General features: G+C 64.4%; 19 protein-coding genes and 1 pseudogene. 7 read left to right on the forward strand and 13 right to left on the reverse strand.

Features of this window, described 5'->3' with window-relative positions; all coding sequences use genetic code 11:
- Positions 1-844: 844 nt before the first annotated feature.
- The 6 genes and pseudogenes from tssI to tdh form a co-directional block, all read right to left on the reverse strand.
- A pseudogene (gene tssI / locus HOP58_RS16825) lies at positions 845-2893 on the reverse strand (type VI secretion system tip protein TssI/VgrG); the annotation flags it as partial.
- 175 nt (positions 2894-3068) lie between these two features.
- Positions 3069-4184, reverse strand: coding sequence for a sn-glycerol-3-phosphate ABC transporter ATP-binding protein UgpC (gene ugpC / locus HOP58_RS16830; RefSeq protein ID WP_234260955.1), 1116 nt, complete (start codon positions 4182-4184; stop codon positions 3069-3071).
- On the reverse strand, positions 4172-5848 hold the full coding sequence (locus HOP58_RS16835) for an alpha-amylase family glycosyl hydrolase (protein WP_234260956.1): 1677 nt from the start codon (positions 5846-5848) through the stop codon (positions 4172-4174). Before HOP58_RS16835 ends, ugpC begins: the two co-directional genes overlap by 13 nt.
- 142 nt (positions 5849-5990) lie before the next feature.
- Positions 5991-8696, reverse strand: a complete 2706-nt coding sequence (gene malT, locus HOP58_RS16840; protein ID WP_234260957.1) for an HTH-type transcriptional regulator MalT — start codon at positions 8694-8696, stop codon at positions 5991-5993.
- 132 nt (positions 8697-8828) lie between these two features.
- The gene (gene kbl, locus HOP58_RS16845) at positions 8829-10019 is read right to left on the reverse strand and encodes a glycine C-acetyltransferase (protein WP_234260958.1); all 1191 of its coding nucleotides are present in this window, start codon (positions 10017-10019) and stop codon (positions 8829-8831) included.
- A gap of 1 nt (position 10020) precedes the next feature.
- A complete protein-coding gene (gene tdh / locus HOP58_RS16850) occupies positions 10021-11049 on the reverse strand; it encodes an L-threonine 3-dehydrogenase (protein WP_010626688.1) in 1029 nt (342 codons plus the stop codon).
- Positions 11050-11243: 194 nt separating this feature from the next.
- On the opposite strand from tdh, the gene HOP58_RS16855 reads away from it, so the two are divergent.
- From HOP58_RS16855 to HOP58_RS16865, 3 genes are read left to right on the forward strand one after another with little or no spacing between them, the layout of a single operon-like run.
- Positions 11244-11828, forward strand: coding sequence for an XRE family transcriptional regulator (locus HOP58_RS16855; protein WP_234260959.1), 585 nt, complete (start codon positions 11244-11246; stop codon positions 11826-11828).
- 50 nt (positions 11829-11878) lie between these two features.
- Positions 11879-12640, forward strand: a complete 762-nt coding sequence (locus HOP58_RS16860; RefSeq protein ID WP_010626690.1) for a trimeric intracellular cation channel family protein — start codon at positions 11879-11881, stop codon at positions 12638-12640.
- Between the two features lie 28 nt (positions 12641-12668).
- Positions 12669-13835: a DUF3541 domain-containing protein gene (locus HOP58_RS16865; protein ID WP_010626691.1), complete on the forward strand. Its 1167-nt coding sequence runs from the start codon at positions 12669-12671 to the stop codon at positions 13833-13835.
- On the opposite strand, the gene HOP58_RS16870 is transcribed toward HOP58_RS16865, so the two are convergent.
- The 4 genes from HOP58_RS16870 to HOP58_RS16885 are packed head-to-tail and all read right to left on the reverse strand — an operon-like array spanning position 13809 to position 19048.
- A complete protein-coding gene (locus HOP58_RS16870; protein WP_158409638.1) occupies positions 13809-14609 on the reverse strand; it encodes a PEP-CTERM/exosortase system-associated acyltransferase in 801 nt (266 codons plus the stop codon). The two genes, HOP58_RS16865 and HOP58_RS16870, sit on opposite strands and share 27 nt — an antisense overlap.
- Positions 14590-17427 (reverse strand): EAL domain-containing protein, encoded by a 2838-nt coding sequence (locus HOP58_RS16875; protein WP_010626693.1) that lies wholly within the window; start codon positions 17425-17427, stop codon positions 14590-14592. The genes HOP58_RS16870 and HOP58_RS16875 overlap by 20 nt, the downstream gene beginning before the upstream one ends.
- A gap of 39 nt (positions 17428-17466) precedes the next feature.
- Positions 17467-18666, reverse strand: coding sequence for a hypothetical protein (locus HOP58_RS16880; protein ID WP_010626694.1), 1200 nt, complete (start codon positions 18664-18666; stop codon positions 17467-17469).
- Positions 18635-19048, reverse strand: coding sequence for a hypothetical protein (locus HOP58_RS16885; RefSeq protein WP_234260960.1), 414 nt, complete (start codon positions 19046-19048; stop codon positions 18635-18637). Before HOP58_RS16885 ends, HOP58_RS16880 begins: the two co-directional genes overlap by 32 nt.
- Before the next feature lie 512 nt (positions 19049-19560).
- Between HOP58_RS16885 and HOP58_RS16890 the strand changes: the two genes are divergently transcribed.
- On the forward strand, positions 19561-20280 hold the full coding sequence (locus HOP58_RS16890; RefSeq protein ID WP_010626697.1) for a DUF3581 domain-containing protein: 720 nt from the start codon (positions 19561-19563) through the stop codon (positions 20278-20280).
- Positions 20281-20320: 40 nt separating this feature from the next.
- Here HOP58_RS16890 and HOP58_RS16895 read toward each other — a convergent pair whose 3' ends face one another.
- Positions 20321-21208, reverse strand: a complete 888-nt coding sequence (locus HOP58_RS16895) for a universal stress protein (protein WP_010626698.1) — start codon at positions 21206-21208, stop codon at positions 20321-20323.
- A gap of 87 nt (positions 21209-21295) precedes the next feature.
- Positions 21296-22357: an acyltransferase gene (locus HOP58_RS16900; RefSeq protein WP_234260961.1), complete on the reverse strand. Its 1062-nt coding sequence runs from the start codon at positions 22355-22357 to the stop codon at positions 21296-21298.
- Positions 22358-22499: 142 nt separating this feature from the next.
- Here HOP58_RS16900 and HOP58_RS16905 point away from each other — a divergent pair, with 142 nt between their 5' ends.
- Together HOP58_RS16905 and HOP58_RS16910 are read left to right on the forward strand one after the other, a co-directional pair.
- Positions 22500-23417, forward strand: a complete 918-nt coding sequence (locus tag HOP58_RS16905) for an alpha/beta hydrolase-fold protein (RefSeq protein ID WP_234255228.1) — start codon at positions 22500-22502, stop codon at positions 23415-23417.
- Positions 23418-23516: 99 nt separating this feature from the next.
- A complete protein-coding gene (locus tag HOP58_RS16910; protein ID WP_234255226.1) occupies positions 23517-24749 on the forward strand; it encodes a DUF3422 domain-containing protein in 1233 nt (410 codons plus the stop codon).
- A gap of 7 nt (positions 24750-24756) precedes the next feature.
- On the opposite strand, the gene HOP58_RS16915 is transcribed toward HOP58_RS16910, so the two are convergent.
- Positions 24757-25917 (reverse strand): MFS transporter, encoded by a 1161-nt coding sequence (locus tag HOP58_RS16915; RefSeq protein ID WP_234260962.1) that lies wholly within the window; start codon positions 25915-25917, stop codon positions 24757-24759.
- Positions 25918-26024: 107 nt separating this feature from the next.
- Here HOP58_RS16915 and HOP58_RS16920 point away from each other — a divergent pair, with 107 nt between their 5' ends.
- Positions 26025-26354: an antibiotic biosynthesis monooxygenase gene (locus HOP58_RS16920; protein WP_010626703.1), complete on the forward strand. Its 330-nt coding sequence runs from the start codon at positions 26025-26027 to the stop codon at positions 26352-26354.
- Positions 26355-26386: the final 32 nt, after the last annotated feature.

A 26386-nucleotide genomic window follows, 5' to 3' on the forward strand; every position in this document is an offset into this window, starting at 1 on the left:
AGCGGCGCTCTTGCAGCAGTGTGAGTATCTCTCCCGCCACGCGAAAGGCCTGGATATTCTCTGGCTTTGGCTGATGCAGCGTGCCGCCATAGCGTTCCACAGTATTGGGATGCAGGCCTGCGGAGTTCCACGTCGTAGATGGCAACCCGCTCGCACGAGAAGCAGCAGAAGCTAGGCCGCCTCCTAATGAGTGTCCTGTGAGGTGAAGTCGGGCTCCAGAACGCTCCAGTGCCATCCCAATCTCTACGGCAAGTTCATAGTAGCCTGAGTGAAGATTTAGCCCTTGGGCTATATTGTTTTTAATATCATCCCGTACGGAAAAGTTTGTCCCCTTAAAGCTAAGGGTCGGTGAAAGATCGTCACCGAAAACATCACGATCTGGAATATATAACCCAGCGCCAAAATTGCTGTCTCTAGGCCTTAGCATTTCCGCTGATATGATGCCTGCTTGTTTTAAAATAGCTTCCTCATCGCTGCTATCTCCCCAGCCCACCGGCACGGGCTGGCTGGGGTCGTAGACATGCTGTGCCAGCCGGGCGTGCTCTACGGCGACGTTGTTGCGCTCGAAGCGCTCGGTGGTGGCGGCCAGGGTGTCGCGGGAGCCGCCCGGCGGCATGGTATCGAGCTGGTTTCTGGCGGCGGCGATCTGGCCCTGACGGCACTGCCAGCGTGCCGCCTTCTGGCGTCTGGCCTCCTCCAGGTCGTCTAGGCTCGAGTCTGCCGTATCGTCGCTATCTTCAAGCTCGACCTCGCCTTGCCCCGCGGCGGCGACGGCCATGGCCGCCGCCATGAAGCCACCCATGAGCGGCATAGCGCCGGATTTGAGCGTCACGTCCTCGCTCGCTTCCGGTGTGGCGGCACCCGGCAGCAGCGCCGCTGCCGCCGCCTGCCCGCTCCCCGAGCCGGGGCTGCCTCCGGAGTTGATCTTGACCTGGGCGCCGACGATGGTGATGCCGCTGGGATCGAGCTTGAGGAAGCTGCCGCCGGCCTTAAGGGTGATCTCGGCGCCGGCGTCGATCACGGTCTTGCTGCCGGCCTTGTGGTGGATCTCCTGGCCGGCTTCGACGAGCTGGGCGCGGGCGGTCTTTTCGTGGCGCGTAGCGCCGACGATGAGGTGGTCGTCGCCGTCGACCTTGAGGTGGCGTTGGCCGCGCACGGTGAGGTGGTCGTCGGCGTGGATCTCGCTGACGCGGTTGCGGTGCACGGTGAGATGGCTGTCGTGGCCAATCTCTTCGGTGCGGTCGTTGTGGGTCAGCAGTTCCAGGTCTTTCTGAGCGTGGAGCCAGATCTGCTCCTGGCCGGCTTCGTCCTCGAAGCGCAGCTCCTGGAAGCCTTCGCCCTGGTGACTCTGGGTGCGGATGACGGTGCGGGTCTTGTGCGCCGGCAGTTCGTAGGGCGGAGTGCTGACGGCATTGTAGATCCGCCCGGTGATCAGCGGTTGATCCGGGTCGCCCTCCAGGTAGCTGACGAGGATCTCATGGCCAATCTTCGGAATCGCCATGCTGCCGTAGCCGCCGCCGGCCCAGTCCTGGCTGACACGAATCCAAGCACTCGCCGTTTCATTGGGCTCGGCATAGCGGTCCCAGGGGAACTGCACCTTGACCCGGCCGTGCTCGTCGCAATAGATCTCTTCACCCTCAGGGCCGACGACGAAGGCGATCTGGGGGCCGTCGACTCGGGGCCGGGGGTTGGGCTCGGGACGCCAGGCCTGGTCGGCGGGCATGAGCACCAGTTCGTTGTGGTACTTGGTCATGGCTTCCGAGCCTGCCCGACCCTGCAGGCCATCACTCCCTTGCCCATCGCTCTGGCCGCCGCTCTGAACGAAGCCGTCCTCTTCCAGCGCCTGGTGCTGCTTGCCGTGGTGAATGACGCCGAGCACCTGCCAGTCGCGGTTGAGGTCGTCGAGGTCATGGTCGGTAAGGGTGAAACGTGTACCCGGGGCGAGTTCGGGCAGGTCGCTCTCGGCGTCGGCGGTATTGGCACCACGGCGTAGTGCTTCGAGGCGAATGCGGGTGAAGGCCTGGCCGGAGGCGTCGGCCTTGTAGCGTCCGGGGTAGTCGTAGTGTTCGTACCCTGTTTCAACGACGCCACGCTGACCGTGAGCTTCTAGATCGCCGGCGAGGTCGTGCAGCTGGCCCTGATGTAACTGCGAATAGCCGGGCTTCTTGAACGAGTAGTCCTTGAGCGTGGCCGAGGCCGGGGCGACCCGGGCATGCTGCTGCAGCTTGCGCACGTGACGCGCCGGCGGCGTGCCCCCGGCGCGGCCGTGGTAGGTGCGCTCGCCCAGGTGGCTCAGCACCTGGGGCGCATCGGCGAACACCAGGCGGTGGGCGGCGCGGGCCTCCTCGTCGCTACCGACTTCAAAAAATTCGTGGAAGTAGAACAGCCCCTCTTCGGCGGCCAGGCGCTCGACGAAGGCGAGATCGTCTTCCCGGTACTGCGTAAGGTACTCCCGAGACTCGGGCTCGCGGGTGGCGGCGAAGGCGAGATCGGTCAGGCCGTGCTCGTCGCACAGGGTGTTGAGCACCGTGAGCGGCGAGACTTCTTGGAAGATGCGCGAGTTTTGGCGCAGGCCAAGGCGCCACAGGGCGGGCCGGATCTCGACCCGATAGAAGGTGTGGCGGTGGCCGCGGTCGCCACGGGCGAACTCGCTGACGATGCCGTTCACCTGGCGCAGCATCTGGTCGTCCTGCCAGATCGTCAGGGTGGCCTCGCGGTCGAGAATGTCGCGGGCGGAGAGACTGCCGTTACGGCTGGCGAAGCGTACCGTGAGCTCGAAGGGGGCGGAGAGCCGTTCCCGGTGAGTGAACTCGATGACCGCCAGGCCCTCGGTATCGGGCGAGCTGGCATCGGTTAGCCGCAGAGTGAAGTGAAGTCCGGTTTCAAAGGCCATGCTTCCTCCTGGAGGCGTACATGGCCGAGTTGCAGCAGGCGCTGTGCCAGTTTTTGGCTAATAAAGTAAAAACAATGAATAAGGGAGCAGAGGCCCAAAAAAGCTAAGTGAACTCAGGCAATCCATTGCCTGAGCCGGGCAAGAAGTTGCCCATTGGGCAAGTTCTTGCCCGTGCTCAATGAGTGACGCCGGGAATTCGTACCTGCCGTGGGCAGGCCTTGCCGTCGGCGGCGAACAGGTGGCAGCGCTCACCGGAAAGCCCCAGTTCGAGCGGTTGGCCGTCCTCCAGGTGGGTCAAGCCGTCGAGGCGCTGGGTCAGGGTCTCGCTGATGCCCTCTATCCGCAGATGAGCCAGCGTCTCGTAGCCGAGCCTTTCGGCCACCATGAGCTTGGCCGCGAGGCGGGCATCGGCGTCGCTTGGGGCGACGAAGTCCTCGGCGCGTACTGCCAGGGTGGCCATGTCGCCGGCACGCAGTCGGGCGCCGTCGACCGCCACGGCCAGCGTCTCGCCGCCGGGCAGGCGCACCGAGGTGCGCTGGCGGCCGGGATCGAGCACTTCGACCGGCACCACGTTGATGCGTGGCGAGCCGATGAAGCGGGCCACCTCCAGCGTGGCCGGGTAGTGGTAGAGCGACAGCGGGGCGCCGACCTGGGCGATGCGACCGCCGGCCAGCAGCACGATGCGGTCGGCCAGGGTCATCGCTTCCACCTGATCGTGGGTCACGTAGATCATGGTGGCGCCCAGGCGCCGGTGCAGCTCGGCGATCTGCACGCGCATGTCGACCCGCAGGGCGGCGTCGAGGTTGGAGAGTGGCTCGTCGAACAGGAACACCGCCGGCTCCTTGACCAGGGTGCGGCCGATGGCCACCCGCTGGCGCTGGCCGCCGGAGAGCTCCTTGGGCTTGCGCTCGAGCAGCTCGCCCAGGTGCAGCATCTCGGCGGCATGCTCCACCCGACGGCGGATCTCGGCCTTGTCGGTGCGGGCGAGCTTGAGGCCGAAGGCCATGTTCTCGGCCACCGTCATGTGTGGGTAGAGCGCGTAGGACTGGAACACCATGCCGATGTCGCGCTCCTGGGGCGGCACCTCGTTGATGCGCTCGCCGTCCAGGCGCATCTCGCCGTGGCTGATGTCCTCGAGGCCGGCAATCATGCGCAGCAGGGTGGACTTGCCGCAGCCGGAGGGGCCGACGAAGACGATGAACTCGCCGTCCTCGATGGTCAGGTCGATGTCGCGGGAGACCTCGACCCCCGCGTAATCCTTGCCGATGCCGGCAAGCGTCAGACGTCCCATGCGATCTCCTCCTGTGCCGGGCAGCGGGCAATGGCGATGCCGCAGGCCGGCAGTTGGACCTTGCCATCGGCCCAGACGCCGTTGACCAGTGTCGGGGCGTCGTCGAGCGGCTGCGCTTCCCGGGGGGCGGGCAGGGTGCGCGGCGCGTCGCTGAAGTTGAGCGCGACCAACAGGCGCTCGTTGGGCTCTCGTGCGGGATAGTAGCGCTCCAGGCACAGCACCTCGTCGCGCACCGGGTGGTAGCGCACTTCGCCCTTCTTCAATGCCATGTGTTCACGGCGGAAGGCAAGGAGGGCGCGGTAGGCATTGAGCAGCGAATCGGGGGCTTCGTCCTGGTGGCGCATGGCCAGCCCCAGGTGTTCATCGGGCACCGGCAGCCAGGGCTCGCCCCGGGAGAAATCGCCGTGGCGGGTCTCGCCACACCAGGGGTGGGGCGTACGACAGCCGTCGCGCCCCTTGTAGGCCGGCCAGAAGGTAATGCCGGCCGGGTCGACGAGCTGCTCCAGGCTCAGCTCGGCCTCGGGCAGGCCCAGCTCCTCGCCCTGGTAGAGGCAGACGCTGCCGCGCTGGGTCAGCAGGAAGGCCAGATAGAGGCGCAGCCTGGCCGGGTCGCCCTGTGCCTTCCAGCGGGTCGCCAGGCGCGGCACGTCGTGATTGCCCAGTGCCCAGCACGGCCAGCCGTCGCCGATCTTCGCTTCCATGGCGCTCAGCGTGTGGTGTAGAAACTCGGGGTCGTGGCGCTCGCCCAGCAGATCGAAGGAGTAGGCCATGTGCAGGCGCTTGCCGCCCTGGGTATAGGCGGCCATCACGTTGAGGGAATCGTCGTCGCCCACCTCGCCGACGCTGGTGGTGCCGGGGTACTCGTCGAGCAGGGCGCGCAGCTTCTCGAGGAAGGCCAGGTTCTCCGGCTGGGTCTTGTCGTGCAGATGCAGTTGGTAGCCGTAGGGGTTGTCGGGGCGCACGCCGAGAAAGCCTTCTGCCGAGCTGCTGCGTGGCGGGTTGTCGACGAGTTCGCCATGGGTGCAGAAGTTGATCGCATCGAGGCGGAAGCCGTCGACGCCGCGGTCGAGCCAGAAGCGCACCTCGTCGAGAATGGCCTCGACGACCTGCGGATTGCGGAAGTTGAGGTCCGGTTGGCTGACCAGGAAGTTGTGCAGGTAGTACTGGCAGCGCCGGGTGTCCCACTGCCAGGCGCTGCCGCCGAACACCGACTGCCAGTTGGTGGGCGGCGAGCCGTCGGCCTTGGCATCGGCCCATACGTACCAGTCGGCCTTGGGGTTGTCGCGGCTGGTGCGGCTCTCGGCGAACCAGGGGTGAAGATCGGAGGTGTGCGACAGCACTTGGTCGATGGTGACCTTGAGCCCGCGGGCGTGCGCTGCCTCCACCAGCCGGTCGAAGTCATCCAGAGTGCCGAAGATGGGGTCGACGCCGCGGTAGTCGGCCACGTCGTAGCCGAAGTCCTTCATCGGCGAGGTGAAGAAGGGCGAGATCCAGATCGCGTCGACGTTGAGCGATGCGATGTAGTCGAGCTTGTCGATGATGCCCTGCAGGTCGCCGATGCCGTCGCCGTTACTGTCCATGAAGCTGCGCGGGTAGATCTGGTAGATCACCGCGCCGCGCCACCAGTCCTGTCCCTGTCTGCCGAAGATGTGCTGTGTGTTCATGCCTTGTCCTTGTCCCTTGTCTTTGTCGTAGTGCCATACGGAGAAACGTAGGCTCGATGGTGACGCCATGGGCAGTGCAGTGAATCCTCTACGCCCCGGCACAGGGGAGGCGTAGGCGGGGGGCTGAGTCCGGCCGCGCGGCCTACTCCCCCTGGATGCGCGACAGCAGCTCGCCGGCCAGGGCGATGGCCTCTTCGCGGCGACGGATGTTCTGTTTCTGATAGAGGCTGCGGATGTGGGTCTTGACCGTGGTGGGGGCGACCGAGAGCTGTTCGGCGATCTGCTCGTTGGAGAGCCCGGCATGGATCAGGCCGAGGATCTGCCACTCGCGGCGGGTCAGCGGCGAGGTGCGGATCAGCTCCGGCACGTCGGGGCGCGAGACGATGTCGTCGATGACCGAGTCGTCGAGCATCAGGCGCACGGCGCGGCCGAACTCGCGCTGGCGGCGGGCAAGATCGAGCAGCCGTTCGGCGTGGCCCCGGGCCAGGGGCTCCAGCTCATGCTCGGCCAGCAGCCCCTTGAGCATCTCAGGCAGCGCCCGGCCCAGACGCAGGAAGCTGCCGGCCAGCGCCGTACGTGTGGCGAGCGTCAGCGCCTGGGCCAGATGCGCCAGGGCCGCATCGGGCCGGCCGCGTTGCCACTCCAGCCCGGCCAGGCAGATCCGGTTGCGATTGGCGTCGGTGGTAAGCCCCAGCCGTGCGGTCTGGCGTTCCTGCTCGATCAGCAGCGCCTCGGCCTCGTCGAAGCGGCCGAGCAGGATCAAGGCGCGAGCGTGATTGCGTAGGTTGCACTGCGCGAAGTGGTTGCTGGCCTTCGTCGGGTCGCCGGGCGGTGCCTCCTGCAGCCAGCGGGCCACGGCGTCGAGATCGCCGTTGGCCTGCCACCAGGCCAGCAGGGTGGCATGGGCATTGGCCTGCCAGTCGATGTGATAGTTGCCCTGCACCAAAATCTTGCGCAGGCGGCGGATATGGTCGGCGCACTGGGCCTGATCGCCCCGCGACAGCGCTACCTTGGCCAGGCCGATGTGGCATTGCAGCGTCCAGCGCTCGCCCTGGCTGTCGAGCACCTCGATGCCTTTCAGCGCTGCCTGCTCTGCTTCTTCCAGACGCTGCCACTCCCACAGCACCTGACTGCGGATACGGTAGAGGAATTCGCACACCGGCAGGCGGTCGAGGCCGGCGTGCTCGACGTGGGCGATGGCGCGCTCCTGCACGTCGAAGGCGGCCTGCAGACGACCCTGAGCCACCAGCGTCTCGGACTGATGGCACAGCGCCCACAGCAGCATCTGCGCGTCACCGGTACGATTAGCCTCCCGCTCCACGCTGTGGATGCGCTGCAGCGACTCGTCCAGGTGGCCCTGCACGAAGCGCGCCTCGGCCAGTATCGCCGCGGCGGTCAGCGGTGTCGTGGCCAGATAGCGGGGCGGCAGGGTAAGGGCCTGTTCGGCCAGCGGTGCCGCCCGTTCGGCGTCGCCTTCGTTGATCGCCAACTGCGCCCGTAGGGTGGCGAACTCCGCGGCCAGCTCGGCCCATTCGGGCAGTTCGAGCTGCGCCTCGATCCAGCCGATGGCCTGGCGAGTGCGATCGAAATGGTACTGGGCATGCGAGGCCCAGCCGTGCAGCAGGGTGAGCCGGGGGGAGTCGACCAGGCGAGTATCGCCGAGGGCGGCAAGACCTCGCGCCAACAGCGAGAAGTGGCCGTTGGCCAGCAGGCCGGGACCCTCGCGCTCGAGCAGCTCGGCCAGCGGCTCGGGGGCTTCGGCGTCGATGGCCTGGGCCAGGGCCAGGGCGGGGTTGCCCAGACGCAGCCAGGCGTTGCTGGCGCGCTGATGCAGCTCGTGCTGTGTGGTCAGGCTGAGCTCGTGGCGGCGATGGCGCAGGTAGCCGGCAAACAGTCGATGGAAGCGAAACCATTGCGAGTGAGGTTCGACCCGCTCGAGGAAAAGGCCGGCCCGCTCCAGCGCCTCCAGCCGCTGAGAGAGCCGCTCGCCCTCCAGCAGCCTGGCGACCAGATTGGATGAAAAGCGCTCCAGCACGCCGAGCTGCAATAGCAGCTGACGGTCTTGTTCGTCGATACAGCGTGCCAGCAGCTCGTCGAACCAGGCGACGAAGTCCGGATGGCTGCCGTCGAGCCGCTCCAGAAGGGTATCGAAGGAGGCCAGGGTCGTGGTGCGCTCGATCAGCCAGGCGAGCGCCAGCGGCCACCCTTCGGTGCGGCGCTGGGCGCGCTCCAGGCTGACCCGGGTCGGTGGCAGGCTGAGCTGTTCGGCACACAGGGTCTGCGCCTCCTCTGCATCGAAGGCCAGCTCGCTCAGGCCGATCTCCTCCAGTTCGCCGCGCAGCCAGAGTTCCGGCAGGCCCAGGTCGGGGCGCGTGCGTGAAGCGAGGGTAAGCGTCAGCCAGGGTGGCTGGTGGCACAGCCAATGACGCAGGCTTTCGAGGATCGATGGGTGGGTCAGGTGCTGAACGTCGTCCAGTACCAGCCGACCCGGTGGGGCTTGGGCCGGCAGCAGGGCCAGCCAGGTTTCGACGGCCTCGGCCAGATTGCCGGCCTCGGGCAGTTCGATCGCGAGATCGAGTTCACTGCACAGGCGAGTCAGCGCTTCGCGGAAGTAGACGGCGAAGCGCTCCGGCTCGTCATCGCGGGCATCCAGGCACAGCCAGGCCGAGGGCTGCTCCAGTTGGGTCAGACGTTCGGCCAGCAGTGTGCTCTTGCCGTAGCCGGGCGGTGCCTGGACCAGTAACAGGCGGATCCGTTCACTGAGTGCGAAGCAGTCGTTCAGCCTTTCCCGGGCCACGACGGTGTCAGGTAGTGCAGGCGGGCGGAGCTTTTCCAGAAGAATGGGCATCGAAAACCGTCGCTGAACCGTTTCAGATTTCAGTATGACGGTTGGCTCGTCGCCTTTGGGCTATCTGCGACCAAGGTCGTAGCCAAGGCTGGCCGGGCCCAGGCCCGGCCAACCGACATCAGCGCCTGTTCGCTACAGCCCCAGGCGCTCCTTGACCCGGCCGAAGGCGGCCAAGGCGAACTCCAGGTCGTCGCGGCTCAGCGCGGCGGACATCTGGGTGCGGATGCGGGCGCGCCCCTGGGGCACTACCGGGTAGGAGAAGGCGATCACGTAGACACCCTCCTTGAGCATCTCTTCGGCGAAGCGGGCGGCCAGCCCGGCGTCGTGCAGCATCACCGGCACGATAGGGTGCTCGCCGGGAAGCAGCTCGAAGCCCAGTCGCTCGAGGCCTGCACGGAAGAAGGCGGTATTCTCGCTGAGCCGGCTGCGCAGTTCGCTGGACTCGGCGGCCAGCTCGATGGCCTTCAGCGCGCCGGCGACCACCGGCGGCGCCACGGTGTTGGAGAACAGGTAGGGCCGCGAGCGCTGGCGCAACAGCTCGATCACTTCACGCTTGCCGCTGGTGTAGCCGCCGCTGGCGCCACCCAGCGCCTTGCCCAGGGTACCGGTGGTGATGTCGATGCGGTCCATGCAGCCGCGATACTCATGGGTGCCGCGACCGCCCTCGCCGAGAAAGCCGGTGGCATGGCAGTCGTCGAAGTGCACCAGGGCATCGTAGCGCTCGGCCAGGTCGCAGATCTCGTCGAGCCGGGCGATGTAACCGTCCATCGAGAACACACCGTCGGTGGTGATCAGCTTGAAGCGCGCGCCGTCGCGGTCGGCGGCCTTGAGCTGCTCTTCGAGGTCGGCCATGTCGTTGTTGCGGTAGCGATAGCGCCGGGCCTTGCAGAGCCTCACGCCGTCGATGATGCTGGCGTGGTTGAGCTCGTCGGAGATCACCGCATCCTCGGCGCCGAGCAGGGTCTCGAACAGCCCGCCGTTGGCGTCGAAGCAGGAGGGGTAGAGGATGGTGTCCTCGGTACCGAGGAAGTCGGTGAGGCGCTGTTCCAACTGCTTGTGCAGGCTCTGGGTGCCGCAAATGAAGCGCACCGAAGCCAGGCCGTAGCCCCACTCTTCCAGGCCCGCCTTGGCTGCCGCGTTGACCTCGGGGTGCTGGGCCAGACCCAGGTAGTTGTTGGCGCACAGATTGAGCACTTCCTGCCCGGCACTGATGCCGACATGGGCGCCCTGAGGCGTGGTCAGCTGGCGCTCGTGCTTGTACAGTCCGGCCTGGCGAATGGTGTCGAGTTCGCCCAGCAGATGCTGCTTGAAAGCTCCGTACATGTCATGACTCCCAGTTGAGAACGACCTTGCTCGCTTCACCGCTCAGCATGGCATCGAAGCCCTGCTGGAACTCGGTATAAGGCAGGCGATGGGTGATCACCGGCGAGATGTCGAGGCCGGAGTCGATCATCACCGACATCTTGTACCAGGTCTCATACATCTCGCGGCCGTAGATGCCCTTGAGCGTCAGCATGTTGAAGATCACCGTGTTCCAGTCGATGGCGATCTCCTCGGTGGGGATGCCCAGCATGGAGATCTTGCCGCCGTGGCACATGTTGGCCAGCATGTCGCGGAAGGCGGCAGGGCTGCCGGACATCTCCAGGCCCACGTCGAAGCCTTCGGTCAAGCCCAGCTCGCGCTGGACCTCGGGCAGCGTCTCGTGGCGCACGTCCACGGTGCGGGTGGCGCCCAGGCGCTTTGCCAGCTCGAGCCGCCCCGGGTTGAGATCGGTGACCACCACGTGACGCGCGCCGGCATGGCGACACACCGCAGCGGCCATGGCGCCGATCGGTCCGGCCCCGGTGATCAGCACGTCCTCGCCGAGCAGGTCGAACTGCAGCGCGGTGTGCACGGCGTTGCCCAGCGGGTCGAAGATGGCGGCCACGTCCAGATCGATACCCGGCTTGTGTTCCCACACGTTGGACATCGGCAGGGCCACGTACTCGGCGAAGGCACCCGGGCGGTTAACCCCCACGCCGCTGGTATGGGCACACAGGTGACGGCGCCCGGCCAGACAGTTGCGGCAGCGCCCGCACACCACATGACCCTCGCCGGATACGATCTGCCCCGGGCGGAAATCGTTGACGTTGGAACCCACTTCGACGATCTCGCCGACGAACTCATGGCCCACCACCATGGGTACGGGGATGGTCTTCTGGGCCCAACTGTCCCACTTGTAGATATGTACGTCGGTGCCGCAGATGGCGGTGCGCTTCACCTTGATCAGCACGTCATTGATGCCGACCTGTGGGTCCGGCACCTCTTCCAGCCAGAGGCCGGGTGATGCCTCCTTCTTGATCAGTGCTTTCATGTCTACCTTCCTGACTTGTGGTTGGAGGGTTCAGGCGGTTGAGGAGCGATAGGTGCTGGTAATTCCCCGTATGAGGTTTAGTATGAGGGAATGAATTCCAGTATTGCAGATTAATTCCACCATGCAAGATTTTTTTATCGCATAGTGGAATGCGGTTGTTGGCGAGCGTCTCTTGGGTATAGGGGAAAAGTGAAGTGAGTGACACCATGACGGCAGACGAAGGGCAAACGGAAGCGGGGAGCCTGCCGAGCCGGGTCATCGAGCTGCGCAAGAAACGCGGACTCACGCTGGAGCAGTTGGCGGCGGCCTCCGGCGTCAGTCGTTCGATGCTCAGCCAGATCGAGCGCGGCAAGGCCAACCCGACGCTGGCGGTGACGCTGCGTATCGCTCAGGCCTTCGGCATGAACATCGGCGATCTGGTAGACCAGCCCTGGACGGCGTCGCGCATCGAGGTGGTGCGCGGCGACGATGCCAGCCAGCTGTTCCGTGACGATCAGGACTGCCGCATCCGCACCCTTTCACCGCTGCACATGGAGAAGAACGTGGAGTTCTACGAGGTGCGTCTGGCCCCCGGTGCACGCCTGCAGAGCGCAGCTCACTTCGAGGGCACGCGAGAGCTGCTGACCGTCACCCAGGGTCAGGCACGAGTCGTGGCGGGGGAGAATCGCTGTGAGCTGAGCCCTGGCGACTCGGCTCACTATCATGCCGATCTCGAGCACATCATCGAGAACTGCGGTGAAGCGGAGCTGGTGAGTTTTCTCGTCGTGACCTATCAGTGAAAGCGCAGTAGTCTGCCCAGCATTTGCCATCTGCTTAGCAGGAGAACGACTTGACGGCTCTGGTGTATTGGCTGGACATGGCCGGTGTGGTGGTCTTCGCTCTCTCGGGAGTCATCCTCGCCTGCCGCTCGCGCATGGACCCCTTCGGCATGCTGGTGCTGGCGGCGGTCACCGGCATCGGGGGTGGCACGTTGCGCGACCTGGTGCTGGGCGTGCGACCGGTGTTCTGGGTCGCCGACCCTACCTATCTATGGGTGATCCTCGCTACTGTCGGCCTTTCCATCGTCGGCTTTCATTATATCCATCGCCTCTCCCGCAGCTTCCTGCCGATCGCCGATGCCTTCGGCCTGGCGCTGTTCACGGTGATCGGCGCCCACAAGGCGTTGCAGCTCGAGGCGCCCGGCGTAGTGGCGGTATTGATGGGGCTGCTGACGGGAGTGGCCGGTGGCATGGTGCGCGACGTGCTGGCGCGGCGCGTACCGATGGTGCTGCGCCAGGAAGTGTATGCCACGGCCTCCATTGCCGGCGGCATCACCTACGTGGGGCTGGGAGCGCTGGGGGTGCCGGTCGGCGTTGCCATCGGCCTGGCGCTGGCAGTGACCCTGGGGTTACGCCTGGCGGCCATCCACTGGCAGCTTACGCTGCCGGTTTTCGCCTGGGTCGTGATCCGTCCGCCGCAAGAGGCCCAGGCGGCGGACCCAGGCAATGAGCAAGAGGTGCCCCAGGGCGGGCCGCCGGCGCAGCCCAAGTCCCGCCCAAAGGTCAGGGTGCGCATGATCTCACCCAGCCAGCAGCGTAGGCAGCGAGAATAAGACAGTGGCTGAAGCGAAATCGAGGCGAGTGCCTCAGGCAGCATTCACCAAGACCATGGGCTGGCTCATGGTGCTTTTGCTGGTGGCGCTCACCGGCTGCGCCATCGAGCCCTTGCATGATGAACCTGCGCGCGATGGACCGACACGCGATGAGCAGGCAGCCGCTCAGGCGCTCCAGGCCGTCTATGAAGACGCCCTGCCGGCCATGCCCCTCGACAAGCAGCGTCACTATGCTCAGCGGCTCTACCGCATCAGCGGCGATTCGCGCTATCTCGAGCCCCTCGAGGCGCACGGGCGCCTGTTGTCGAAGCAGCTCGAGCGTGACATTGCCGGCCTCGAGACACCCGGCTTCGCGGCGGCTCGCACTCGGGAGCTCATGGCGAGCCACCCGCAGCGTACTGCCAGGCAGCGTGCCCGCGGGGCCATGCTGAACGAGTGGGGAGAGATCGCCTTCGGCCGGCAACTGCTCTTTCGCTTGGTTCAGGCGGACTACTACGGCCTGCTGAAAACGCTACCCGAGCATCAGCGCGCGCTCGACTACCTGGCGAGCCTGGAATGGCAGCGCTTTCTGACCGACCCTGAGGTGATGCGGATCTACGCCGCCCAGGTAGCGAATCAGGCGCATTTTCTCTATCAGCTCGGCATCGTCGACCTGCGAGACGACATGGAGGCGGCGCTTCGGTCCGTCTATCCCACCGATACCGTGTCGGCCCTGAACAAGGCCGACTACCGTAACCGGCTCTACGGCATGACCCACATCGTGATCGCCGACAGCCGCTACTATCAGCGCTGGGTGCCGGCCGAGCGGCATGCCTGGATCCTTGCAGCATTCCGTAGCGAGATCGAACGCATTCTCGACGAGGCCACCGAGGACATCATGGCCGAAGTCGCGCTCAGCTTTCTGCTGGCGGGCCTGGCGGACGACCCGGTGGTGGCACGGATACGCCGCCACCTGATGCAGGCCATCGATCCTCGCTCGGGCATCATTCCATCACCGGACGGCGATACCGACCTGGAACGTGGCGAGCACCGCAACGTGCTGGCAATCATGGTGCTCGGCTGGCCGGGGTACCTGTATGCCGGTCCCGACCTGTCACGGCAACTTCACCAGCCCCATGATGCCTCGGCCAGCCAAGGCGTGGGGCAACGTAAATCGGACGTCGCAGTGCTAGGGAACGCTTGGTTCATGCGCTAGCTGTGATGCAATAGATCCTTTGATATGCCAGTAGAGAGGTTGCAGCGGTTTTTGAAGGTCCCGCTCTGCCTCACGCTGGTCGATATGGTAGGCCGCCCTTGGCCCGCAGTAGTCGATCACGTCTCCAACCTGGCGAAACTGCAGCCCTGAGATTTTCAGCAGCCGAGCGAAACGTGGCTCCATCATGGCAAAAACCTGATATCGACCGACGAGGCCGACGATGGCCGTGGCAGCTAGGAACAGGCTAAGGGTCACCAGCGGTGAAGGTGGAGGCAAACGGTTCTTTTCCAGTGGTTGCAGGTCATGCTCATGCAGTCCAAGAGCACAGTCACGCGAACGGCGAAAGTCGGGATGGACGGCAAGTCGCGAGACCTCGCATAGACAGGAGCGCTCGAACATGCTCGGATGCAGCTGCGAATCGGTCAAACCGTGGGCACAGCTTTCCTCTAGCGGCAGCAGCCGTTTATCCGCTGGGTCGCTGCTCGGCAGTACAACTCTCAGGCAGCCCGCATCTCTTTTGCTGATGGTGTGGTGGAGTAGGCAGAGAATGGCATGCCGATCATGGGCATCCTTTTCGAAGGGGATATTGGCATTTTCGCCCAAGTGATAATTCAGCTCCTCACGGAAGACCTTATGGCGAAGCGCATAGGCTCGGTAGCGATCGACCTTGGTACGGGCGATGACGAACCGGTATTGCTCAATGAAGTCTCGGACTTGTGCATCCAGGGTAGCTTCCGTTCCAGCAGAGTATGAATCACGACGTGGTATCTCCATGTGATACTCCTGGGATGGCATCTGACAACAAGGCGGGTCGCCCAAGGTGATAACCCTGGCCGTACTCAATACCGTAGGAAGACAGAAGAGGAATCAAGGCTTCCTGATCGACGAATTCGGCAATGGCTTTCTTGCCGAAGCCAGTGGCGATATCGGCAATGGCCTTGACGATGACTTGGCTCTCCGAGTTGGTCAGCAGGGTGCGAATGAAGGCGCCGTCGATCTTGATGAAATCGACGGGCAGCTCGCCGAGATAGTGGAAACTGCTGAAGCCGACACCGAAGTCGTCCAGGGCCGTGCGACAGCCAAGGTCGCGCAGGGCCTGCAGCACGCCCCTTGCGCTGGAAAAATCGGTAACGGCGGCAGTCTCGGTGATCTCCAGAATCAAGTAATGCGGGTCTGCACCGCTGGCGGCCAGCTCCTCGACGAGAAATTGCTTGAGTCCTTCGTCGTGCAAGGACTGGCCCGACAGGTTGACGGAAAGACTGATGCCCTGTGCTTGCACACGGCTCAGAGCGCGCAGGCTGTGGCGCAGTACCCAGCGGTCGATCTGTACGACCTGGCCGCTACGCTCGGCTACGGGAATGAAATAGGCCGGTGAGATGAGAGAGCCCTTGGGGCCCAGCATGCGCAGCAGCACTTCGTAATGCCGCACGTCGCCGTCATTCAAGCGCATGATCGGCTGTGCCATGAGCTCGAAGCCTTCCTCGTCGATGGCCTGACGGATGCGCTCCACCCAGTAGACGCGTTCCTGGAGTTCATCCTTGGCGCGCTCCAGCGTCGAGAGCAGGTGCCAACGTTGGGCGCTGCTCTCCTTGGCCTTGTACATGGCCAGGTCGGCGTTGGCCATCAAGTCGGCGGGGTTGTCGCCATGAATCGGGAACAGGGCGATACCGAGGCTGGCCGTCGCCCGATGACGCTGGCCGCCGGCGTCCAGTCCGGTACCGTCCAGCAGGGGAGTGATCTGCTTGGCGATGCTGATGGCCTTGCGGGTATCGGCGCCTTCCAGCAGCAGCGCGAACTCATCGCCACCCAGGCGGGCGATGATGCCGCAATGGCCGAACTCCTGGAACAGGGTATCGGCCACCATGCGCAGCAGCCGGTCGCCGGTGTGATGGCCGCTTAGCTCGTTGACGTCCTTGAAGTGGTCGATGTCGAGCAGCAATACCGCCCCGTTGCGGCCCCGCTGCATGACTGCGCCCAGCGCCTCTTGGAAGTAGCGCCGGTTGTAGAGTTCCGTCAATGGGTCGCGCTCGGCCAGCCAGGTGAGTCGCGCTTCGGCCAACTTGCGTTCGGTGATGTCGAGACCGACCGAGATTCTTGCCGCACGGTCGTCGCCACGGGTTGCCAGCGGCGCGTGATACCAGGCAATGGTGCGCTGACGCCCATCCGCCGTCACCAGGCTGCGTTCTTCCTGAGATGACATGTCTTCCGGGCCGCCGCTTGGGCGGGGGGTGAAGACATCGTCGAAGCGGCGGCCAAGGAGTCGCTCTTCCTGCATCGAGAGCGTGGAAAGCGCATAGTCATTGACGAGGGTGATACGATCATGGTCGTCCTGAGTCACGATGAAGACCCGCGCCGTATCCAGCAGGCTGCCGACGAAATCGCGCTCCCGGGCCAACTCCTCGACCCGTTCCGCCAACTGCTGGCCGCGTGCGGTTACCTCATGTTCCAGCGCCTCCAACTGGTCGGAGAGGGCCAGTGTCGTGCCCTCCAGAACATCGATCTCATCCTCCAGGCGTTGGCTCGGTGGAGGAATGGTTCTGCGGGCTTCGTCAAAGCCACCGTGAGCCAAAACGGGTAGCACCCCCGCCAATCGGCGCAGTCTGGCCATGGGTTGCAGCAGGATCGCCAACAGCAGTAGTTCGGCTGCCAGCCAGCCCCCGATGCCTACCAGCAGCAGGCTACGCGTGTTCTCCTGAATGGCGCGTATCTGATGGGTGATATCAGCGGCCAGGAGAAAAAAGCCGCTACTGCGACGAGCCTCGTCGGCCTCCATGCGCACGGCGGACAGCTCGTAATCGCGGCCTCGATATTGCAGGCGCAGCGGCTTTTCGAGAATGTCGCTGAGCATGCTTCTCTGCGAGGCCTGGCGAAGCAACGGAAGGTAGTGCTCCGGGTGCGTCATGGCCACCAGGTGGCCGTTCCAGTTGGTCAAGTGGCGCTCGGGCATGACCTCCACCTCGCGCCCACCGGTGATCAGCAGGGCGACATCGCTGCCGGATACCTGCTGGGCCTGGCGGGTCACGTCGGCCAGAGAGCGAGACAGTATCACCATGCCGACGCTTTCACCCCCGACCAGAATGGGAACCGCTGCGTACTGGCGACAGTCGTTGGCGCAGCGCAGGGCCGAAAGAGGGAACTCGGTTTCCATGACCTGGCTTACCCAGTCCTGCACGGGGCGCTCCTTGTCGGCCTGACCTTCCCCCCAGTCGGCCAACTGGCGTCCTTGGGCATCGAACACCAGGATTTCGTCGATGCCGGCTTCGAGCTGTAGTGTTGGCCACTGGGACGTGAGGGAATTTATCAGCGCTTCCTGGTCGTTCCCGGCCAGGGCCGGCCCCAGGTCTGGGGAGGCTGCTGTCAGAGCGGCAATCTGCTGCAGGCTCACTTCGGAGCGTTGCAGAGCCAGCTGTATTTCACGCACTTCCCGTTCGTTGCTCTCCCTGCGGCTTGCCTCGAACTGGCGGGTCAGGTTGGCATGCCCGAGCCAAGTGAACAGCCCAGCCAGCACCAGCAGCAGCAGGCTGCTCAGCGCCAGCACCCGCCAGGTCAGGCTGAGGCGGGGCCGTCGTGCTTGGGAGTCGGAGCGGCTCATGCGGACAATCCCTGACCGGTTCGATGGGGAGCGATGGCTTCAGAAGCGCAGCGAGAGCTGGAAAAGTAGCATGTTCCAGCGCTGGCGGGTCTCAGTTGGGTCTGGCTCGTCGCGCAAGGGCAGCCAGCCGGTGCCATTGACATGGTGATATTCAGCGGCGAGCAGCACTCGAGGATTGACACGCCACTGTAAGCCGACGGTGATGTCATCGGCGAAGCGTGTATGAGCCGGGCCTCGTCCCTGGGCTTCAAAGGACCGCCCCGAGCGATCGTTGCGGTCGCTGACCAGGCTGTCGTAACGCACCAGCCATTGCCAGTCATCAAGGAAGCGACGGGTGTACTGCACGTACCAACTCTCTCCCGTGACGTCTGAGCTGGGCAATGGGCCAGTGTCTGTGGTCGAAACCTGGCGCAGAGCAAACTCACCCGTCACAGCCCAATTTTCTTTGTCATATTGAAGCGAGAGAATCCAGGGCTGAAAGTTCAGTTGTCCCTCGTTCGGGCCCAGTTCGAGATCCAGGTTCACATCAGCTGCACTAATGGCAGCCGTGAAGTTGCCCCCCGAGTGTTCATAACGAATCTGTCCGATCGACGAGGTGCTGCCGCTTACATTCACGCCGAGTTGAGCCGGGTATAACTGATTGTCCAGGTCGCGCGTTGTCGGCACTCCCACACCGCCGATGAAGCGCAGCGTGCCGTGGGGCAGTCGCTCTTCGGCGTAGACGCTGACCCCATCGGCGGAGAGGCCGAGCGAGCGGGTACGGTCGAAGTAAATGGATTGAGGTAACAGGATGCTCGGGCGGGTAAAGGCGACATCCCGGGTCTGATTGTAGAAGCCGAAAGGGTTCTTGAAACGCCCGACCTGGATGCCCAGGGTTCGGTGCTGGTTGGAGAGGGGCTGGTAGTCGATGACGCCGTAGTCGAGCGCCGGCCTGGCGTCGCTGCCATCGCCGCCTGCTCGGCGGCTGAGCACCTGAGTGGCAAGCAGTACGTCGTGCCTTGGCCGGATCGAGGCATTGGCGCCGATCTCGGTGTACTTGAGGCTGCCGCCACTGCTGCTGCTGGGGCCGAAGAAGTCATTATGATCGGAGACCACGTACGCCTGGCTCAGGAACCCGTGCAACTGCAAGGTATCCATGACGCCCTCTGCGATCGCGGTCGGTGCCCAACCCAAGGCAAGCATCAGCAGCAGCGAGCGCGAGCGATGGCTACTCCATGGTAATGACTTGGACTCGATCATCCAGATACTCCCTTTCCAGATACCCTAGGGCGCCAGGCGTGGTGGCGACGCGTTCCAGCATCTCGATCTGACTGCCGACCTGACTGGGTGCCTGCCCTGTACCCGAGAAGACCATGCGGTCCCAGGCCAGCTGAAGCTGGTGTGGATATACCGTGAGCCGCTCTTTGGCGAAGCGGGCATGAACGGGATGGTTGTTGGGCAGTACGAAGACGCGAACGGCTTGCCCATCCGGCCAGCTGCGCTGCCGCATGGCAAAGATGGCTCGAGTGGTGTCGCGGGTCAGAGCGGCGTTGGTTACCTGGGGGTGGGCAATGAGCACGACCTGCCGCTCCGCGGCATGGGCCGGCAGAGGCAGAAGTGCCACCAGCAGTGGCAGAAGCATCAAACGGATCACCCCGGCCACGCGCCACCTTCTCGAAGGTTGGGCCGATGCTGCGTGGCGAGTGCGAATGGCTGCGACACGATGCCGTCGGACAAGACGACTCTCATGCCTGGCCCATTGGCAGCGGCGAAAAGCCAGGACTTCATGAGCGTATCGATAATGATATCCCCCGATCCCCCTTGCCGAATTCCACCCTGTTTTCGGCAAGTCATGCTCCCTGATGATTATGTATCGTACTTTAGCCTCTGGGTGTCGTTGCACAATATAGGCATTTCACCGCCGTGACGAGACTAGCCCGGGCCATGGCAGTCATGATGCCACCAACACCCCCTCTGCACAGTAACATAGATTCAACGGGTTATATGGGGCCGGGCGAGGCGTAGCGGCGCCCGGCTAGCCGACAGGCGCTCTTCCTGTGCCCTACCCGGCCTGAAGGGGCCTCGTCGAGGCAAAAGTGTGGCATCATCATCGCTATCTTGAGGCATTCCAACCAAGGACAGGCCAGATCACTCATGTTTCTCGATCCTTACCATACCCAGACGGGCTCACGCGTGCGTATCTCGGCCCAGCAGGCAAGTGACTTCGCCAAGCGCATTGCCGGCGACTTCAATCCGATACACGATGCCGATGCCCGGCGCTTCTGCGTTCCTGGGGATCTACTCTTTGCTCTTGTTCTGAGCCGTTTCGGTCTCTCGCAGCGGATGGATTTCCATTTTCGCAGCATGGTGGGAGACGGCACGCCGCTTAGCCTCGAGGAGAGCGACTCGGGCCAGGTGGAGGTCAAGGACGAAGAGGGCAAGCAGTACCTGGAGGTTGGGCGCTCCGGCGCTGAGAACCATGATGCCGCCGTCATCGAGGCCTTCACGCGCTGCTACGTGGCCTTTTCCGGGAAGAACTTTCCTCACGTGCTCAAGCCACTGCTCGAAGAGCAGGGCGTGATGTTCAATCCCAAGCGACCGTTGGTGATCTACGACAGCATGGGCTTCTCGCTCGAGCGCACCGATCTCACCGGCCCGACCCTGGAACTGGTCGATTCCCGCCTGGAGGTCAACGGCAAGCGCGGCGACGTGAAGCTCGAGTTTCGTATCGTCGACCGCGGAGAGGTGGTGGGCAGCGGATCGAAGAAGCTGGTCGTCAGTGGGCTCAGCGAGTACGACCCGGCGGCCATGGAGGCAATCGTCGCCGAGTTCTACCGGCTCAAGGCGGCCTACGAGAGCGCGCAGGAAGCCTGAAGTGAAGTATCGAGGGCACTGAGCGCTGCACCATGCAGCGCTATACCATGACGGTTACCGGGCAGTGGGCCAGATCGATTACGCGATGGCTTACGCTGCCGACCAGTTTTTCGTGCAGAGCACCCAGCCCGCGGCGGCCCATGACGATAACGGGATTGCCGGGAAGGCCATGAGCGAAGTCGGTGATTGCCACTGCATAATCCTCACCCACCAGCATGCGAGTGGCGATGCCGGCCGGGACATCCCCGAGGTGCTGGCGCGCCTCCTCGAAGACCCGCTCGGACTCGCCTCGCTCCTCCGAGGTGGGCTGCGGCGTATCTGCCGGGCGGCAGAACAGCAGCTCCACCGAGGCTCCGGCACGTCGCGCCAGCTCCCCGGCCAAGGCGGCGGCGCGGTGGCTGTGCGGTGAGCCATCGACCGGTAGCAGCACGCTGTCGATACCTTCGCCGCTTGTGGTGGCTTCCGGGTGAACGATGGTGATCGGGCGGTCGACCTTGTGCACAACCTCGTCGCTCACGCTGCCTTCCATGAACTTGGCGAAATCGCTCAGGTGGCGCGCTCCTATCACCAGCAGACAGCCAGTCTGGCTGCGAGCATGTTCGATGATGGTGCGGGCGGGGTGGCGCACGAAGCCCTTTTCTTCCAGAGCCACTTCCTGCGTTGAAGGTTGTAGGGCCTCGGGAACGAGCTTTCTAGCATGGGCAAAGGCCGCCTGTGTGGCTTCCAGCCGCTGGGCGCGGTCGCGGTCCATTTCGGCGAGGCGGTTTGCCGGCACGTCGCTGAGCTCGGCCGGATTGAGGGGCATGACGTGCACCAGTTGCAGCCGCGCCTTCAACAGGTCGGTGAGCAGTGCGGCATGTCGCGTAGCGGCATCTGCCGTAGGCGAGCCGTCCACCGGTACGATCACGAGCGAAAGAGGCTCACGCATGCGAATTCCCCCTGAAGTCCAATGAGTGGGATGGCAGAACGGCCCATTGACGCTCGCCTTGGCTTAGGACCCTCGCCTTGGATTAGCCTAGCGCACTTGAGGGGCGGGCGTCTGCTGCTCGCTCGGCACGTGCAGGGTCTTGCCGAACAGCATGCCGCCCCACGGCAACTCGTTGGCAAGCCGGCTCAGTACGATCGAACCGGCCATACCGACCACGATCAACAGCAGGGCATACACGGGCAGGGATAGCGGCACGAATTCGCCGGCGAAATCGACGATGGCGAAGAACATGGGGTGTGCCAGGTAGATGCCGAAAGAGTAACGGTTGACGGCCTTCACCATGGGTGTGGCATGCAGGCTGCGCAGGCGGGTCACGGCGAACAGCGTGAACAGGATGAAGAGCGGCACCACCCAGGTTTCCTTGGAGGAGTACTCCAGCCAGCCCGGCAGCGTGAGCAGGACGATGACGGCAATGTAGGCCAGCAGCAGCTCCGGCCGGGACAGCCACTTGAGCCAGGGCACTTCCTTCAGTCGCTCGGGAGCGAGCTGCGGGTAGTACTTCACCACCAGCATGGCCAGGAAGAACAGGTAGATCCAACCCAGCGGCGCGATCCACAGCAGATAGCCAGGCGGTTCGATGCCGAGCCAGCGGGTCAGCCCCCAGTAGGCGATGCCGATGACGCTGCCGATCAGCAGCCACGGACCGGATGGCAGCCAGCGTGCGAGGTCATAGCGGCAGTAGAGCCAATAGAAGGCGTAGAACTGCATGGCAATGATCAGGAAATAGCCGTGCCAGCCGGCGAAAACGAGGTATTCGGTCAGGTTTTCGACCAGGCCGACCGGTTCACCCTGACGATGCAGGTTGATGTACTTCGTCGTCGAATAGATCAGGCCGTAGACGAAGTAGGGCACCATCACGTACTGCAGGCGCTTGAGCAGAAAGCCGGAGGGGGGCTGGTTGCCGTAGCGCATCGAGAACAGAAAGATCGAGATGAAGATGAAGATGGGCGTGCCGAGCACGGTCGGGATGCGGGCCAGATCGACATAGACGTTGTCGATATGCTGATTGAGCCGATCGAGAAAGTGAAAGCCGAAGACCGCCAGGCAGCCATAGAAGCGCAGCCAGTAGATTTCTTCGATCCGCTTCATGAACGTCTTGCCTTCCTTGGTGCCAGGTCTTTGGTGTGAGGAACATCCGCCGTCGACTCAATGTCGGACCATGTCGAGACGGAAAGATTCCATTATCACGCTAGCGAACGTTCACGCTGCGGCACAAGGAGCATTGAGTGCCATGACGATCAAACATACCCTTGCCGCACTGCTGAGCCTGGCTCTGCTCTGGATGGGTAAGCTGCAGGCCGGCGAGGTCACCTACCATCGGTTCGCCTCGGAGATTCTGGGGCGCGACTACCCCTACGCGCTCTACCTGCCGGAAGGCTATCACGAGAGCGAGCAGGCCTACCCCGTCGTGTATCTGCTGCATGGCTCCTTCGGCAGCGAGCGGGACTGGGTCGAGAGCGGCGGGCTCAGGCAGACCGCAGATCGCCTGATTCGCGAGGGGCGTATTCCGCCCATGGTCATCGTCATGCCCGGCAGCGAGAGCTGGTGGATCGACGGCCACAACGAGGCGGCCCGGACGGCCTTTCTCGCAGAGCTCATGCCCTATATCGAACAGGCCTGGCGCGTCGTACCGCAGCGTGAATGGCGCGCCATCGCCGGGCTCTCCGCCGGTGGCTACGGCACCCTCAACTTCATGCTCGAACGCCCCGAGCTGTTCGCCGCCGCCGCGGCGCTGAGCCCGGCGAGCTATCATCCGCTGCCGCCGCGGCGCTCCTCGGCGTGGCGGCACCCGGCCTTCCTCGATGCGGCGGGACGGTTCGACGAAGCACTCTGGCAGCGCAGCAACTACACCGCCTACCTGACCGACTACCTGGAGCGGGAGGAGGTCGTGCCGCTCTATCTGAGTGCCGGGCATCGCGATCGCTACAACGCCGAGCATTACGCCCGAGTCGTACGTCAGGCATTGCTCCCGTACCAGCCCGAGCTGGTGAGCATGGAAGTGCTCAACGGCGGGCACACCTGGCGCGTCTGGCGTGCCAGCCTGCCCAATGCCCTGGCCTGGATGGGGCGCTTCCTGCAGGGGCCGGTGCCGCTCGAGACGCTGGCCCAAAGCCGCGTGGCAGAAGAGAAGGTCGCTGAAGCTCCTTGAGCCCTCCCAAGTGAGGAGGGGTTAGGGCCGAAAGCGGGGTTGGCGAAGTGCTTTGCAGACTTTAGTCTCAAGGCTCGCTCTCTTTCAGGCTCTCCAGCAATGCACCCACAGCGCCAACATCTGCACAATGAGCTGCACGCCCGTCCGTCGATCTACTTCGCGGAACCGGCTCATGTCCACCATTACGCCTTCCTCGCCGACGCCGAGGAGCATGCCGGCCTGCTGGCGAGCCTGAGTGAGACCACAGGCCTTGCCTTCGAGACCGAGCGGGTTCAGCAGATCGTCACCCTTGATAACGCGGTCCTGAAGTGGGAGCGGCACACCGAGTTCTCCACCCTCACCCTGATGGTGCCGAAGGCACCGGGAGGCGAGCCATGGCCGGCGCCACCGGCCTGGTTGGCGCAGGTCGTCGATGCCTGCAGCGCGACCCTGATCAATGCCACGCTGGTGTTGGCGGAAGGTGGCGATACCTGGCGGGGCAGCGCCGAGGCCTACGGCTTCGCCGACCCGGCTGGCTCTCAGGTGGGCGGTGGCGATGCCACGGTGTGGAGCGACTTTCGCCTCGGCGACGATGGCGTCAATCGCCTGCTGTTGCTCAACGCGGGCCTCAATGCCTTTCGCCTCGGGCGCATGGTGCGCCGCCTGCTGGAAATCGAGACCTACCGCATGATGGCTTCGCTCTCGCTGCCCCTGGCCAAGGAGCTGGCGCTGGAGCTGCAGGCTTACGAGGTGGAGCTGGGCGAGCTTTCCGACCGCAATGCCGAGCAGGCGGAGGCCAACCCGCGCCCGCTGCTGACGGCGCTGTCGCAGCTCTCGGCCCGGCTGGAGCGCAGCGGTAGCCGCTCACGCCAGCGCTTCAGCGCCACCGATGCCTATGCGCGTATCGTCTTCACCCGCATCGAGGAGTTGAGAGAGGCGAGAGTCGGCGACTGTCCGCGCTTGGGCACCTTCATCCTGCGCCGGTTTCGGCCCACGGTACATTACTGTGCGGCCATCCATCAGCGTCAGCAGCGCCTGGCCGAGAGCGCCGCCCGCCTCAACGACCTGCTGCGCACCCGTGCCCAGGTCGAGATCGAGGAGCAGAACACCAGTATTCTCAATAGCCTGAATGAGCGGGCCAGTATCCAGCTCAAGATCCAGAAGGCGGTGGAGGGGCTCTCGATCATCGTCATCAGCTATTACATTTTCAGCCTGTTCAAACTGGGGCTCGAGAGCCTCAAGGGGCTCGGCGTCGAGGTCCAGCCGTATCTGGCGGCGGCCGTGCTCACTCCGCTGGGCGGGTTGATCATTGGGTTGCTGGCGTGGCGGATCTGGCGGGTAAAGCGCCACTGAGACGGTGTCAGTGTCCGCTACGCCTGACACGCGCACGTAGCGCGACGAGGCCCAGGCTCAGCAGGCCGACCAGGGCGGCCAGCAGCAAGGGGAAGGCACCGGTGCCGGCTCGCTCCAGCAGCGGGCCGGTCAGCGAAGGGAGCGTCATGCCACCGGTACCGCTGGCCAGGAAGATCCAGCCGGTGGTGCGTCCGTTGAGGGTCATCAGCTGATGGCTCAACCCGAACAGGATGGGAAAGATGGCCGAGCAGGCCAGGCCGAACAGCAGCGCCACCAGCGCTAGTGGTAGCCACAGGAAGTGCAGCGCCAGCGCACTGAACAAGCCCAGCGCCAGGCAGCCGCGCAACACATTCCACGGCGACAGCCGCCGCACCAGCGGGATCGCCAGCAGTCGACCGGCCGACAGGGTCAGCCAGAACAGCGTTACCATTAGCGCCGCATCGCCCGGTGCCAGGCCGTTGAGCATGCCGTAGGCGGTGATCCACCCGGCAAAGGTGATCTCCAGGCCCACGTAGAGGCCGAACATCGCCAGAAAGATCGCCAGCCGCACGCCGTCGTGGGGCGGTGGGGCGGGGCGGTCGCTTGCCGTGTCGTCCGGTGGGCGCGGGCTTGAACGACGCAGCAGCGGCACGCTGAGCACTACCGCATAGAGCGCGACGAACCAGAAGGCCCAGGCGAAGGAGAGCTGCAGGTAGAGCACCGCCACCACGACCAGGGGAGCGAGCATGTTGCCCAGGCCGAAGCAGAAGTGCAGGGCGCTGACCCAAGGGGGCGAGGCCGGGCCGTGATTCCACAGCAGCAGAGTGTTGGCGCCGGCATTGACCGAGACCTCGGCCATGCCCAGCAGGAACATCACGGCCGTGAGCAGCATCAGGGCCGGGGAGAACGGAGCGGCGAACAGGCCTGCCGCCATCAGCAGCAGCATGGCTACCAATACGCGGTGGCCGTCGAAGCGGTCGATCAGTGCGCCGGAGAGCACCGAGCCCAGCATGGTTCCAAGGGCGCGTGCGGTGAACAGGATACCGATCTGCCCCATGCTCGATCCCGTCATCTCGGCCAGGTGCGGCAGCGCCGGGCCCAGCAAGCCGGCACACATGCCGATGGCGATGAAGGTGACGAAATAGGACAGCGTGACCCGAACCTGGGGGGAGGTCGGCAAGATTTGCATGAAAACTCCGCTGTATGACCTTCCCTGGACGAGGCACCTCAAGCCGCCTCGTTCGCTCACGAGCGGTCGAGTATAGTCGGGTTGTGAAACCCTGGGAGAAGAATTGCATGAGCAGCTTGCCAGCCAATACTCCGCCGCCACCCTACTATGCCGTGATCTTCACCTCAATCCGCACCGCCGGCGACAACGGTTACGGCATCATGGCCGAACGCATGGTCGAACTGGCCGCCCAGCAGTCGGGCTTTCTGGGCGTCGAGTCGGCACGGGACGAGCTCGGGGTGACCGTTTCCTACTGGCAGGATCTGGAGTCGATCCAGCGCTGGAAGCAGCAGGTCGAGCACCGCGAAGCCCAGCGGCTCGGACGCAGCGAGTGGTACGCCGCCTACAAGGTGCGAATTGCCAGGGTCGAGAGAGAGTATTCTTTCGGCGATTCATAGCGGACCGCCCCGGCGCCCTGGGCGCCGGGGCG

This window comes from Halomonas sp. MCCC 1A11062 (assembly GCF_021404355.1).
Taxonomy (GTDB): domain Bacteria; phylum Pseudomonadota; class Gammaproteobacteria; order Pseudomonadales; family Halomonadaceae; genus Halomonas; species Halomonas aerodenitrificans.